The sequence below is a fragment of the Agriterribacter sp. genome (assembly GCF_035444585.1).
Classification (GTDB): domain Bacteria; phylum Bacteroidota; class Bacteroidia; order Chitinophagales; family Chitinophagaceae; genus Agriterribacter.
In genome coordinates, this window is sequence record NZ_DAOMOZ010000124.1 from 1 (window position 1) to 14,522 (window position 14,522).

Here is a 14,522-nt window from a genome sequence, read left to right on the forward strand (position 1 = left end):
CGAATCGCTGGAAGGCAAAAGGGGCAATCCCCGTATCAAGCCGCCGTTCCCCGCTATAAAAGGATTATGGGACAGACCTACGGTGGTTAACAATGTTGAAACCCTTGCGGCTGTGGTACCTGTTATTAACCTGGGCGGAGAAGAATATGCAAAGATCGGTGTTGGCCGCTCAACCGGAACCAAGCTCATTTCGGCCTGCGGTAACATCAACAAGCCGGGTGTGTATGAAATTGATATGACCATCAGCGTGGAAGAATTTATTTTCAGCGATGAATATTGTGGCGGCATCGCCAACGGTAAAAGATTAAAGGCCTGCATCCCGGGCGGCTCTTCGGTTCCCATTCTCCCCGCTAATTTATTATTGAAGACAGCCAAAGGAGAAACCCGCTACATGAACTACGAAAGCCTGAGCGATGGCGGTTTTGCCACCGGCAGCATGATGGGAAGCGGTGGTTTTGTAGTGCTGGATGAAGACCAGTGCGTGGTAAAGCATACTTATACCCTGGCCCGCTTTTACCGCCATGAAAGCTGCGGACAGTGCAGCCCCTGCAGGGAAGGCACAGGATGGATGGAAAAGATCTTAAAAAATATTGATACAGGAAAAGGGAAAATGAGCGATATAGATTTATTATGGGATGTACAGCGTAAAATTGAAGGCAACACCATTTGTCCGCTGGGCGACGCAGCGGCATGGCCGGTAGCGGCTGCCATACGTCATTTCCGGGACGAATTTGAATGGCATGTGCGTTACCCCGAGGAATGCTTAAGAAGGAATTATGGACTGGCGCATTATGCAGATGAGAGGGAGGTGATAACAGTTTAAGCTATAATGGAGTACATTAAGAATATAGAAATTAAAAACTTCAAATCCATACGCCATCAAAAAAATGAGGGGTATAAAAGGATAAATGTTTTTATTGGGTATCCAAATGTGGGGAAGAGCAATATATTGGAAGCTTTAGGCCTGTTTAGTTTGCTGCAATTAGAGGGTAAAGAAAATTTTGATCTTGACCAGATTTGCCGGGTAAAGAATTTTTCGGAACTTTTTTTTAATAAGGAATTAAGCGATGGAGCGGCAGTAATAAAGGGAAACAGTTCTATTGTGAAAGCAATGGAGAGCGGTCGGTTGTAAGGTAGCTTTGTGATTGCCCTTATTGACGATGATAAAGTAAAAGTAAAAGCGCTTGAGGACTATATTAAAATAGGCAGATTGTGGAGGATAACATTAAAACTTTTCAAACATCCTCAAAGAACCCATTTTGTTATTCAGCTTTAGCCGGCTATCGAAAAATGGATACTTAACGAATGTGCTAAAGGCGGAATAAATATGGAAGAATTTGGTTTACCAGGAGATTTAGGCGGTCTCAGGCAAATGAAGGGATTGTCGCAAAGGAGTGATCCGCGTTTTAAAAGATTGTTTAAAGCTATGGCAGATACTGATGCGTGTGATGAGAGTATAGAAATGAAAAGATGGCTGATGTTTTTTAGAGATAATAATTTTCAAACAAACATAGATTTGTTATAAATGGCTGAAGAAAAAAAAATATTCAGGGTTACTATTGATAATATAACCATTGAAGTGGAACCGGGCACCACCATCCTCAATGCCGCGAGGCAAATTGGTGGGGCGGTAACGCCGCCGGCTATGTGCTATTATTCGAAATTAAAAGGCAGTGGAGGTAAATGCCGCACCTGCCTGGTGGAAGTAGCTGCGGGCTCAACGGCCGATCCAAGACCCATGCCCAAACTGGTAGCATCCTGCAGAACCACTGTAATGGATGGTATGATCGTTAAAAACGTTACCAGTGAACGGGTATTGGATGCAAGAAAAGGAGTAGTGGAATTTTTGCTCATCAATCATCCTCTCGATTGTCCTATTTGCGACCAGGCGGGTGAATGCCACCTGCAGGATCTGAGTTATGAACATGGCACAGAGGGAACACGGTTTGAATTCCAAAAAAGGATCTTCAAAAAGCACGATCTTGGGCCCTATATTCAACTGCACATGACGAGGTGCATCCTTTGCTACCGGTGTGTATATGTGGCCGACCAGTTAACCAATAAAAGAGTGCATGGTGTATTAGACCGCGGCGATCAGGCGGAAATTGCCACTTATATTGAAAAAGCGCTCGATAATGATTTTATCGGTAATGTAATTGATGTTTGCCCGGTAGGGGCTTTAACAGACAGAACATTCCGGTTTAAAAACCGCGTGTGGTTTACCAAGCCTGTAAATGCGCACCGGAATTGCAATAAATGCTGTGGTAAAGTACATGCATGGTTAAGGGGTGATGAAATACTCAGGGTAACCGGCCGCAAAGACCAGTGGGGAGAAGTGGAAGACTGGATATGCAATGAATGCCGGTTTGAAAAGAAAAATATCAATGACTGGGAAATTGAAGGTCCTGCTGAAATCAACCGCCATTCTGTAATATCCCAGGGACAGTACGCAGGAAAAATAGGAACAACAAAGCCAACCGAAACCTTTCCAAACATAATGAATGGCAGGCAACCGAAGCTGTTGATGGATATACACAATGTGAGCGAAGTAAATCCTCCGGGTCTTAACCTGGCAGCGATACCCGGTCCGGCCCATTCCGGCGATTTTGAAAAGAAAAAAGAGATAAGTGACAAGCACTGATTGCGTGACCGTGAAGGATAAAGCAGCCACAGGCACTGCAAGACATATAAGGATGTTTCAACAGATTGATTGAATATTTTGAATATAAAAAACATATGATATTACTCGCCTTTGACTGGGGTTTTGTGCTGGAGAAGCTGGTATTAATAGCCATTGTAATTACGGTATCGCTGGTAGTAGCTATGTATGCAACATATGCCGAACGAAAAGTGGCGGGTTTTATGCAGGACAGGCTCGGACCTAACCGTGCCGGTCCCTTTGGCTTATTGCAACCTTTGGCCGATGGATTGAAATTGTTTTTCAAGGAGGAGATCATCCCCGGTAATTCCAACAAGTTTTTATTTGTACTTGGTCCAAGCCTGGCCATGCTCACCGCTATGATGACCTCAGCGGTGATACCATGGGGCGGTAAAGTGGAACTTGGCGGGCGCATCGTGGATTTGCAGGTAGCCGATATCAATATTGGCATCCTGTATATTTTTGGTGTAGTGAGTTTGGGTGTGTATGGTATGATGATCGGCGGCTGGGCAAGCAACAATAAATATTCTCTTATGGCAGCGCTCAGGGGCGCCAGCCAGGCCATCAGCTATGAACTGGCTATGGGGCTTTCGCTCATCGCTTTGCTGATGCTTACCGGGTCACTAAGCTTACGAACCATCACCGAACAACAGATCCAGGGCAACTGGTGGAACATTGTTTACCAGCCTTTAGGCTTCCTGCTGTTTTTTATTTGTGCGCTGGCAGAATGTAACCGGGCTCCTTTCGATTTACCCGAAGCGGAAAGTGAATTGAATATGGGCTATCACCAGGAGTATTCTTCCATGAAGCTGGGCTTTTTTCTTTTTTCCGAATACATCAACATGTTTATCAGTTGCACTATTATAGCAGTATTATTTTTGGGCGGATATGATATGCCTTTTGTGGATGAAGCAAACCTGTCAGGAGTTACCGCCCTGATTGTTGGGCTGGTGGCATTATTTGGCAAGACTTTCCTGCTTATTTTCATATTCATGTGGATAAGATGGACCTTGCCGAGATTCAGGTATGATCAGTTGATGAATTTGGGGTGGAAAGGATTGATCCCGCTGGCCTTATTCAATATGGTAGTTACCGGGGCTGTTGTATTGCTTACCATGAAAGGGCATTGAATTAGTTGGGTTGTATAGCTGATAAAAATACTTTTGTACAACTTTTAAAACTTCCTTACCGGAAGAATCAAAGGAGTAGTTATGGATGCGTTGACACAAAGAGCTAAATTAGTTGACCGGAGGCGGATGAACTGGCTCGAGAAGATATACCTCTGGGAAATATTCAGGGGCATGAGTATTACCCTGAAACATTTTTTTAAAAAGAAGGTTACCATAAAGTATCCCGAAGAACAAAGGCCTTTCAGCCCCGTGTTCAGGGGATTGCATGTCCTGAACCGCGATGAGGAAGGCCGGGAAAGATGTACTGCCTGCGGACTTTGCGCAGTAGCATGCCCGGCAGAAGCCATCACCATGGAAGGGGCCGAGCGCCTGCCCGGTGAGGAGCATTTATACAGGGAAGAGAAATATGCGGCTAAATATGAGATCAATATGCTGCGCTGCATTTTTTGTGGTTTATGTGAAGACGCCTGCCCTAAAGACGCAATATACCTGAGTGAAACTTTTGCACCTGCCAATTACAGCCGTAAGAGTTTCATATATGGGAAAGACGATTTGCTGATCCCGGACCCTGTTACGCAGCCTGAAGAATATGCTGCGGCAAAAGGACTTTTGGATAAAAAGAAAAAATCTCAATCCTGATCTGACCAAAACGAACGAATTAAAATAATGGCAATAACACAGCTTCTTTTCTGGGGTCTTACTATCTTAACGCTCGGCAGCGCGCTGATGGTCATCTTCAGCAAAAACCCCGTTCACAGTATATTGTGGCTGATCGTGACTTTCTTTTCCATTTCGGGGCATTATGTATTGCTGAATGCACAGTTTCTTGCTATTGTAAATATTATTGTTTATGCAGGCGCTATTATGGTGCTTTTTCTTTTTGTGGTAATGCTCATGAACCTGAACACACCGGCGCCGCCATTGAAGAAGAAGTGGCTGAAATTTGCGGGAGTGCTCTCGGGCAGCAGCCTGATGCTGGTGTTGATAGCCGCTTTAAAAGATACAGAGAGCGTGCGCCGGGAAATATTAATGCACAGTGGCGATATTGGGCTCATCAATAGTTTGGGAATGGTATTGTTTAAAGACTATATATTGCCGTTTGAGATAAGCAGCGTACTTTTTTTAAGCGCTATGGTGGGGGCGGTAGTGATAGGGAAGAAGAATTAGTGGTAAGTAGTGAGTAGTAAGTAGTGAGTAGTAAGTAGTGAGTGGTGAGTAGTGAGTAGTGAGTAGTGAGTGGTGAGTGGGCAGGCGTGGGAAGTGAAAAGACAAAGGGCGAAAAATGTAAAGCTGTGGTTGTAGATTTCCGAAACCTGCAACCTGTAACTTGCAACCTGAAACCTGCAACCTGTAACCTGCAACCTAAAATGAATATGACCATCAATCATTATATATTTTTATCAGTAGCATTGTTCTGCATTGGTATAATAGGGGTATTGACCCGGCGCAATGTGATCATTATTTTTATGTGCGTTGAACTGATGCTGAATGCGGTTAATTTATTGCTGGTAGCATTTTCAAAAATGCATAACCTGGCGGCTTCCGCTTTTGATGCAGCCACAAAGGCAGGAACAGATGCGCAGTTGTTCGTGTTTTTTATTATGGTAGTAGCGGCAGCCGAAGTAAGCGTTGGACTGGCGATCATTGTGATGATGTACCGCAATACCCATTCTACTGATGTAAATTTTTTGAACAGATTAAAACACTAAACGTACAAAAAATAAAATAGGGCTTTACTTAATTTATGCTTTGTACCAATCTGATATGAGCAAATTAGTTTACCTGGTTCCCCTGTTCCCGCTGATTGGTTTTCTGATCAACGGACTGGCACGCAAAAGTTTATCCAAATCGCTCACTGCCATTATTGGCAGCGGCGTTATACTGGTGTCGTTTATAATAAGTGTTATATTGTTTCTGGATGTAAGATCAGGTCACACCGGTATTGTAAAACTTTTTGATTTTGTTGCTATCGGATCACTGGAAATACCGTTTGCTTTCCAGGTAGACCAGTTATCATCCATCTTTCTGCTTATCATAACAGGGGTGGGTTTTTTAATTCATGTATATTCAACTGCCTACATGCATGAAGAAAGCCCGGCTCACTATGCCCGCTACTTTTCTTACCTCAATTTATTCGTATTTTCCATGCTGCTGCTGGTGCTGGGCGCTAATTATCTTATTATGTTCATAGGCTGGGAAGGCGTGGGGCTATGCTCTTACCTGCTCATTGGCTACTGGTTTAAGAATACAGATTTTAACAATGCTGCAAAAAAGGCGTTCATAATGAACCGAGTTGGCGACTTTGGGTTTTTGCTGGCGGTATTCTGGATGATTCAGCAGTTTGGCTCATTGAGTTTTGGTGAAATATTCGGCAAGGCCGCCGGTATGGAAATGAACGACACGGCGTTGGTAGGCATTACGTTGCTGCTGTTCCTTGGTGCTGCCGGTAAAAGTGCGCAAATCCCTTTATATACCTGGCTACCCGATGCCATGGCCGGGCCAACACCTGTATCGGCGCTCATACATGCGGCCACCATGGTTACTGCAGGGATTTACATGATAGCAAGAAGCAATATTTTATACACACTTGCGCCAACAACGCAGGGTGTGGTTGCTGTTATTGGACTGGCTACAGCCATCTTTGCGGCTACCATAGCATTAAAACAAAATGACATCAAAAAGGTGCTGGCTTATTCCACCGTAAGCCAGCTGGGCTATATGTTTTTGGGTTTGGGCGTAGGAGCCTATACCGGCGCCGTATTTCATGTAATGACCCATGCCTTTTTTAAAGCGCTGCTCTTCCTGGGCGCAGGCTCGGTTATACATGCCATGCACCATGAGCAGGACATCAGGAAAATGGGCGGGTTAAAAAAACATTTACCCACTACACACTGGACTTTCCTGGTGGCCTGTATTGCCATTGCGGGTATTCCGCCGTTCAGTGGATTCTTTTCGAAAGATGAAATTTTAGCCGCGGCATTTTCAGTAAATAAAATATACTGGATCATTGGTGTGCTGGGTGCCGTTATGACTGCGTTTTATATGTTCAGGCTCTATGGCACTGCTTTCCTTGGAAAGTTCAGGGGTGAGCCCGATCAGGAGCGCCACCTGCACGAAAGCCCCAAAGCTATGACCTGGCCGCTGGTTGTTCTTGCTGTTCTTTCTGCTGTTGCAGGGTTTGCAGGCATCCCGGCAGTGCTGGGCGGCACACACCATTTAGCGGATTTTCTTTCACCTGTTTTTGCCGGGTCTGTTGCTTTACAGCATACGCCCCACCTCGATCATTCAACGGAATACATGCTCATGGGCATTTCGGCCGGGGTTTCCGCGCTTGCCATCTTATATGCGGTAAGCCGGTTCAGCAAAAAGCCCGATCTGCAGGATGCAGCCGGACTGGGCAAAGTGCTGGAAAACAAATGGTATGTTGATGAGCTGTATGATACGGTTGTTGTAAAACCCCTGCGCAACATATCTGTATTTTTGAACAGTGTAGTAGAAAAGCTTGGTATAGACGGTATTGTAAATGGCGTGGGAAAGCTGGTAAATTATGGCGGCCGCCAGTTAAGATTATTGCAAAACGGCCAGGTAGGTGCGTATATTTTAATGATGGTTGTTGCAGCGTTGGTTTTATTTATTATTCAATTGTTTGTACTGTAAGCTATGAACCCCAAGGACGTTTTAATTACATTTCCGGAATTGCTGATATGGTTTCCCCTGCTGAGCGGGCTGGTAGCATTTTTCCTGGCAAAAGGTGACAGCGCAAAAAAATGGGCTGTTGTATCCTCATTTATTACCGTTGCCATAGTGGCTGCCAGTTTCTTTTTTACAGATAAAAATTATTTACATTTTAATAATGTGAGCTATGTGTGGATGCCTTCCATTGGCAGCAGCTTTGCATTGATGTATGATGGCATGGGGCGTATGCTTTGTTTGCTTACCGCGCTTGCTTTTCCGCTTGCCTTTTTAGCCACTTACAATACCCGCTATATAAAATCCAATAATTTTTATGGGTTAATGTTGTTGTCGCAGGCGGGGTTAATGGGTGTGTTTTGCGCTATGGATGCGCTGGTGTTTTATTTCTTCTGGGAACTGGCTATTATTCCCATTTATTTCCTCGCATCACGATGGGGCGGTGAAAAGCGCATACAGGCAACGTTTAAATTTTTTGTATACACTTTTGCGGCATCGCTGTTATTGCTGATCGGCATCATTATCGTTTACCTGCATACGCCCGATGGCAGCTTTTCCATCCATTCTTTTCTGAAAGCCACGCTTCCACCGGGACAGGAAAAATTTGTTTTCTGGCTGTTCTTTGCGGCTTTTGCCGTAAAAATGCCCCTGTTTCCTTTTCATACCTGGCAACCCGATACCTATGAACAATCGGCAGCTCCGGTTACCATGATACTGAGTGGGGTAATGGTAAAAATGGGCGTGTTTGCACTCATTCGCTGGCTGATACCGGTATTGCCTTATGCTACCGGTGCATTCACCAATATTGTGATTGGACTGGCGGTGGCGGGAATGGTTTATGCTTCCTGCATTGCATGGGTACAGGACGATCTGAAGCGGCTTGTTGCTTACGCGTCCATTGTGCATGTGGGGCTGATGTGCGCCGCTGTATTTGCCCGCAACCAAAGCGGAACGGAAGGCGTGATGCTGCAGATGTTCAACCACGGCATCAATATTATCGGATTGTGGATAGTAGTGGAACTCATAGAGAAACAATTTGGCACACGAAAGATCTCGGAGCTTGGCGGTATTGCATCTGTTTCACCGGCACTCACCGTTTTTTTAGTGATCATTGCGCTGGCTAATATAGCCCTGCCGCTCACGAATGCATTTGTGGGAGAGTTTTTAATGTTCAACGGACTTTTTCAGTACGGCGTTTGGACCACAGCCATAGCACTAACGACCATAATTTTATCGGCAGTTTATACGCTCACGATGGTTCAGAAAGTATTTTACGGCAATACCAATAGTATTACCGCTTCCGGCGCGGGTATGTTAAAAGGCAGTGCTGTGGCTGCGCTGACCGTTGTAGCGATCATTATTCTTTTGCTGGGCGTGTATCCCCAATTGCTGACAAGCCTTACAAAGGATACCGTAAATGTGTTTATGAGCCGGCTGACAGGAATGTAGGTGAGGGGGTAGTAAGTAATAAGTGGTAAGTAGTAAGTAGTAGGTAGTAGGTGATGAGTGGGAGCATGAGAAAAACAGAAACAACAATTCAAAAGGGTTTATTCAATATTATGAGTTCAATTATATTATCAGCATTCTGGGGTGTGGTAATGATGTTCAGCGGGATTTTTCTGAAGAAAAAATCTCTGGCAAAGTATATTGCGCTGCTGGGTTTGGTTGCCCTGCTGACTGTTAATTTTCTTGAATATTATAATATTTGGTATATCCACGCAGATATCGGTCAAATGCTGAAATTTACCTCCTTCAGCCATATTTTCAATGCCGTGGTTTTTGCCTGTACTTTACTCTTTTTTATATTGAATGCAGCAGAACTGGAAGCCATAGGCCCGGATGTATATGAATATTATGCCCTGATCTTTTTCGTGCTTTGCGGTGCAGCCATTGCGGTTTCTTTTAATACCCTGCTGATGCTGTTCCTGGGAATTGAAATCATCACTATTCCATTGTATATACTGGCGGGCAGCGATAAACGGAATCTCAAAAGCAATGAAGCCTCGCTCAAGTACTTTCTGATGGGTGTTTTTTCTACGGGTATCATGCTCATGGGCATTGCTTTTTTGTACGGTGCTACCGGTACTTTTTATATTGAAGGGATGAACCTGGGCATTACGGCATTGAAGCCAATGATTGTTATCGGGATAGTATTGGTGATGATTGCCATGTCATTTAAGGTAAGTGCGGCGCCTTTTCATTTTTGGGTACCCGATGTGTATGATGGCGCCCCTACGGCAATTACTTCTTTTATGGCTACAATCGTTAAGGTTGTGTCCTTTGCGGCATTCCTTCACTTGTTTGATAATGCCTTTGGTAAAGTTCATGCCCAATGGCAGCTATTGATCGCCCTGCTTACCGCCGCTACTTTATTCATAGGCAATATTACCGCTGTTTTTCAGCAAAGCGTAAAGCGGATGCTGGCTTACTCAAGTGTGGCGCATGCCGGCTTCATGATGTTTGCCTTATTTGGATTGAATACTTTTGTTCGCGAGGGGTTGATACTGTATGCGGCTGCCTACAGTTTGGCTACTATAGGAAGCTTTGCCGTATTGGCCAAAGTAAAAGATTTTTCGCTGGAAGGGTTTAACGGACTGGGCAAAAAGCACCCCCTGCTGGCATTAACGAATACTGTTTTTTTGCTTTCCCTTACGGGGATCCCTTTAACTGCGGGGTTCTTTGCCAAGTATTATATGCTCGTGGGCGCTGTAAAAAACGGCAACCATTTATGGCTGGTTATTTTTGCCGTATTAATGGCGGCTGTAAGTGCATATTATTATTTCCGGGTTATCCAGTCTATGTATTTTAAAGAAGGTGATGCCCAGGTTAAACCGGTTTCTGCCGCTTTTAAAACTACTTTGGTTATCACCGCTGCACTGGTAATTATTTTAGGCATGTTCCCCAATTTGCTGCTGAAAGGACTGTATTATTAAAAGTATCGCTCCAATTATCACAAGGTATTTTGCAGATGAAATTTGTATACGTAATTTTAAATTTCATACGCAGGCATGAATATTAAAGATACCATTGCGCTGGCATATAAAACCGTGAGCGGCAACAAGCTCCGCACCGGCATTACCGTAGCCATTATTGCATTTGGTATAATGGCGCTGGTTGGTATTATTACCGCCATACAGGCAATGAACTCCAGCTTAAAAGACAGCTTTGCCACTATGGGTGCCAACTCTTTCAGTATCCGGTTCAGGGAAAGGCAGATCCGCTTTGGAGACGGGGGAGGAGACGTTACCAAAACCAGCAGCAGCACCAATAAAAAGGTAAAAAAATCAAACACAGGTAAACCTATAACCTATGAGCAGGCCAAGGCATTCAAGGAACGGTACAACTACCCGGCCAAAGTGAGTATAGGATTGAGCGGAGTGGGCGACCAAACCGTTTTTTTTGAAAATAAAAAAACCAATCCCAATGTACGTGTATCGGGGGGCGATGAAAATTATTTTGCATTAAATGGGTACGAAGTAGAATATGGGCGCAATTTTAACCGGCTGGACATTGAAAGCGGCAGAAATGTATGTGTGCTCGGGTATGATGTGGCTAATAAATTCTTTGGTGAGCGGGTAGAACGGGCGCTGGATCATATTATACGGGTAGGCGCCAACAAATTCAGGGTAATAGGCGTATTAAAGAGCAGGGGAAGCAGTTCGTTCATGCGGGCCGACAATGCTGTATTTACTACTTACAATACAGTTCGGCGTTTATTTTCTGTTGGAAATGCTTCTTTTTATATTGGCGTGCAGGTAGATGATGTTGACCAGTTGAATGATGCCATTGGAGAAGCCGAGGGGGCGTTTCGCCCTATCCGTAATCTTACCACAACAGAACAAAGCAATTTTTACATTGATAAAAGCGATGCACTGGCTGAGACCTTTATCGGGCTGCTCGGAAGCATTTCCCTGGCGGCAGGCGGTATAGGATTTATAACCCTCATAGGTGCGGCCATAGGGCTGATGAACATTATGCTGGTAGCGGTAACGGAAAGGACAAAGGAAGTTGGATTGGTAAAATCACTTGGAGGTAAAAAGAAGGATATCCGCCAGCAATTCCTCTTTGAATCAATTCTCATCAGTTTAATGGGAGCCACGATTGGTATTATACTGGGCATTATTGTTGGTAACCTGGTGGGTATGCTGATGAAGGTCCCGTTTTTTGTGCCCTGGTTGCTGATACTGGTTGCCATTCTTATCTGCTCAGCTGTAGGGCTGGCAGCAGGCATCTATCCCGCATGGAAAGCTTCAAAATTAGATCCTATTGTTGCCCTGCGCTACGAATAGTGCATACCATTCACCATTCACTATTGACAAGGCACTATTTTCCCGGATCCAGTATTTTTTCAATCCGGTCGCTTACGTCCTGCAAATGATACCTGGTCATCCGGTCGCCGATAGCTGGCAATGCAGTTTTGATCTCTGCCTGCAGAACGCGCAGGTTGCCTTTTAGTACGGAAACAATATCGCTTTTTTTAGTGTCGGTCATTGCTGCGGGAGCCCCGATGCGGAAAGATATGCCCGCACCCGAAAATACAGGCGGGCTAACAATTTGCCCAATTCTTTCCACGTACGATTTTTGGAGATTGCGCCTGTAAATATCAATGGGTTTCCTTGCGGAAAGCTCACTCCATACAGCGCGCTTCAAATCATTGAGCATGTCTGCTGCTTTATAGGCATTGTTATTCAGTTCGGCTTCCATGCTCAGCAATTTGCTTATGGTATTGGTACTGATGAGGCGGTTTAAAACGGCATCCTGCCGGGCGCTCACTACCGATATGCCGGTGTTGCCAATACGGTTAAGAACAGCGGTATCAATAAGCCATGCCGGGGTGATGAACAACTGCCTGTTCAAAAAAGCCATTGCGTCTTTCTGAACGGCTTTTGGAGTATAAGCATATACCGGTCCCTGCTGTTCTACGGTTTTGGGCGTTTCATATATGCCGCCTATATTTTTAGCCGCATGCCCCATATAGCGACCATATTGAATGGTTAGCTGGGTATATAGATCCGAAAGGTTTTGGTAATCCGTGTTTGCTTCTTTTGTCCATTCCATAAGATTGGGAACAATGCGTTGCAGGTTTTTAATACCATAAGCTCCTGCTTTCATGGCATTGTCGCCAAGATCTTCATTTTGTGAACGCGGGTCATCTGCATTCGATTCGGTACCGAACCAAAGTCGTTTGTCCTTTAATTTTTCTATGGTCAGCTTATTCAGAAGCGGCACTTCATCTTCTGGGGCAGCAGCCTGCGGATACCACCTGTAGCCCCACTCTATTGCCCACTTATCGTAATCGCCTATCCGGGGGAACAATCCTTTTTCTGTAATACTGTCTTCGGGCTGTGCCACATAATTAAACCGGGCGTAATCCATAATAGAAGGTGTATGCCCATTGGCTTCTACCCAGGCCTTGTCTCTTAGCTTTTCAACAGGCACGGATGAGCTCGAACCAAAATTGTGGCGGAGGCCAAGGGTATGTCCCACTTCGTGGGAAGACACAAAACGGATAAGTTGCCCCATAAGCTCATCATCAAACTCCATTTTACGGGCACGGGGATCGGTGGGGGCGCACTGAACAAAATACCAGTTGCGCAGAAGATTCATAACATTATGATACCAGTTGATATGGCTTTCCAGTATTTCCCCCGAGCGTGGATCGTGCACATTCGGTCCGCTGGCATTGGCTATCACAGACGGTTTGTATACGATAGCGGAATATCTCGCATCTTCGAGGCTCCAGGTTGAATCTTCCCAGGGGGCTGGCGCAGGTTTGGCAACAATAGCATTTTTAAAGCCCGCTTTTTCAAAGGCAGCCTGCCAGTCGTTAACGCCCCGGATAAGATAAGGTACCCATTTCGCGGGCGTGGCGGGGTCAATATAGTATATGATCTGTTTCTGGGGTTCTACCAGTTCCCCCCTTTTGTACTTTTCCACATCTTCCGGTTTGGGCTCCAGTTTCCAGCGAACGATAATGGATACATCTTTTACGCCCTGAGGGTTGGCGTCGAAGTCGGTATAGCTCCTGGCAAAATAGCCTACTCTCGGATCAAAAAAGCGTTGCCTTGCAGGTGTTTGCGGCAGCAATACCATTGAACTGTTGAGCTCAAGGGTATACAACACATTGGGTGTGGAACTGCCGGCGCCCGGTGTTCTGGCAGCTAAGCTTCCGCCTCCCTTGCTGTATGTTTTTACGGTTTTGATCTCTATATTAACAGGATAGCTTTTTACATCACTGATGTAGGATTTGTCTGACTGATAAGCGCCAACCTGGAAAGCGTTCTTGGCATTCCCGGAAAAAAACAATACGTCATTATCGCCGGATATATAATCTGTGAAATCTATTATGGTAGCTGTAGAATCTGTGGGAAGTACCTTGATATCAAATGCAGCTACAATGGGCAGTACGTTGGAGTTGGTAACTGCCCTGTACATTGCCTGTGTTGAATCTTTTGATATTTCGTCGAAAGAAACTTTTTTAAGGAACAATTTATTGCCGGGTCCTTTTTCAAAACGGATCACGTTGCTTCCGATCTGGTCACCGGCATAACCGAAAAAAAAATTACGCATGCCGGCAGCCGCTTTTGAAATGCGGTTTACCACCAGAATATCCCTGCTCAAAACGGAATCTGCTATTTCAAAATAATATTTATCCTCTACCTTATGAACCAGGAATAAACCGCTGTCGGTTCTGGCTTTTGCGGTAATGATTTCTTTGTATGGCTTTGGACCGCTTTTGGGTTTAACGGGAGAAGCGGGTGCTTTGAGTGCTGAATCGGGCGCCGGAGCAGGCTTTTTTTTATTCTGCGCGGTTGTTGAAAAGGCTGCAGCAAGCAGTAAACAGGCTAAAGCCAGACATTTTTTGTGCATACGGGTTGTATTTGATACAGGGATGAAATTACTGATAACAATAAAACCATACTGTTTTTTATATAAGCGGGAATTTTAGCGTTGCAAAGATATTCACCAGGTCAAGGCAAACTATTAGGGTAACCGGTTGAGGGTATAAAAACAAAATGTAAATCTGTTGTTTGGTATAAGAA

The 14,522-nt window shown here is 44.8% G+C and carries 13 protein-coding genes; 12 read left to right on the forward strand and 1 reads right to left on the reverse strand.

Annotation, left to right across the window (positions count from 1 at the left end; all coding sequences use genetic code 11):
- From PLH26_RS13515 to PLH26_RS13570, 12 genes are all read left to right on the forward strand, one after another.
- Window positions 1-823: NADH-ubiquinone oxidoreductase-F iron-sulfur binding region domain-containing protein (locus PLH26_RS13515; protein ID WP_324586557.1), on the forward strand; the 823-nt coding region annotated here is incomplete at its 5' end.
- Window positions 824-829: 6 nt separating this feature from the next.
- Window positions 830-1,132 carry an AAA family ATPase gene (locus PLH26_RS13520; protein WP_324586558.1) on the forward strand — a complete coding sequence of 101 codons (303 nt, stop codon included), beginning with the start codon at window positions 830-832 and terminating at the stop codon, window positions 1,130-1,132.
- 195 nt (window positions 1,133-1,327) lie between these two features.
- Complete coding sequence (locus tag PLH26_RS13525; protein ID WP_324586559.1) at window positions 1,328-1,525, forward strand: hypothetical protein; 198 nt, start codon at window positions 1,328-1,330, stop codon at window positions 1,523-1,525.
- Window positions 1,526-2,641: an NADH-quinone oxidoreductase subunit G gene (locus tag PLH26_RS13530; RefSeq protein ID WP_324586560.1), complete on the forward strand. Its 1,116-nt coding sequence runs from the start codon at window positions 1,526-1,528 to the stop codon at window positions 2,639-2,641. It abuts the gene before it with no gap.
- 95 nt (window positions 2,642-2,736) lie between these two features.
- Window positions 2,737-3,789: an NADH-quinone oxidoreductase subunit NuoH gene (nuoH, locus tag PLH26_RS13535; RefSeq protein ID WP_324586561.1), complete on the forward strand. Its 1,053-nt coding sequence runs from the start codon at window positions 2,737-2,739 to the stop codon at window positions 3,787-3,789.
- A gap of 81 nt (window positions 3,790-3,870) precedes the next feature.
- Window positions 3,871-4,428, forward strand: coding sequence for an NADH-quinone oxidoreductase subunit NuoI (nuoI, locus tag PLH26_RS13540; protein WP_324586562.1), 558 nt, complete (start codon window positions 3,871-3,873; stop codon window positions 4,426-4,428).
- 27 nt (window positions 4,429-4,455) lie between these two features.
- Window positions 4,456-4,956 (forward strand): NADH-quinone oxidoreductase subunit J family protein, encoded by a 501-nt coding sequence (locus PLH26_RS13545; RefSeq protein ID WP_324586563.1) that lies wholly within the window; start codon window positions 4,456-4,458, stop codon window positions 4,954-4,956.
- A gap of 125 nt (window positions 4,957-5,081) precedes the next feature.
- Window positions 5,082-5,498: an NADH-quinone oxidoreductase subunit NuoK gene (gene nuoK, locus PLH26_RS13550; RefSeq protein WP_502876389.1), complete on the forward strand. Its 417-nt coding sequence runs from the start codon at window positions 5,082-5,084 to the stop codon at window positions 5,496-5,498.
- 55 nt (window positions 5,499-5,553) lie between these two features.
- Window positions 5,554-7,446 (forward strand): NADH-quinone oxidoreductase subunit L, encoded by a 1,893-nt coding sequence (gene nuoL / locus PLH26_RS13555; protein WP_324586564.1) that lies wholly within the window; start codon window positions 5,554-5,556, stop codon window positions 7,444-7,446.
- A gap of 3 nt (window positions 7,447-7,449) precedes the next feature.
- Entirely contained in the window at window positions 7,450-8,928 is a 1,479-nt protein-coding gene (locus PLH26_RS13560) for a complex I subunit 4 family protein (protein WP_324586565.1), read from the forward strand.
- Window positions 8,929-9,038: 110 nt separating this feature from the next.
- Window positions 9,039-10,412: an NADH-quinone oxidoreductase subunit N gene (locus PLH26_RS13565; RefSeq protein WP_324586566.1), complete on the forward strand. Its 1,374-nt coding sequence runs from the start codon at window positions 9,039-9,041 to the stop codon at window positions 10,410-10,412.
- Between the two features lie 75 nt (window positions 10,413-10,487).
- On the forward strand, window positions 10,488-11,768 hold the full coding sequence (locus tag PLH26_RS13570) for an ABC transporter permease (RefSeq protein ID WP_324586567.1): 1,281 nt from the start codon (window positions 10,488-10,490) through the stop codon (window positions 11,766-11,768).
- Between the two features lie 34 nt (window positions 11,769-11,802).
- Here the strand turns inward: PLH26_RS13570 and PLH26_RS13575 are convergent, their stop codons facing one another.
- On the reverse strand, window positions 11,803-14,349 hold the full coding sequence (locus PLH26_RS13575; RefSeq protein WP_324586568.1) for a zinc-dependent metalloprotease: 2,547 nt from the start codon (window positions 14,347-14,349) through the stop codon (window positions 11,803-11,805).
- Window positions 14,350-14,522 lie beyond the last annotated feature (173 nt).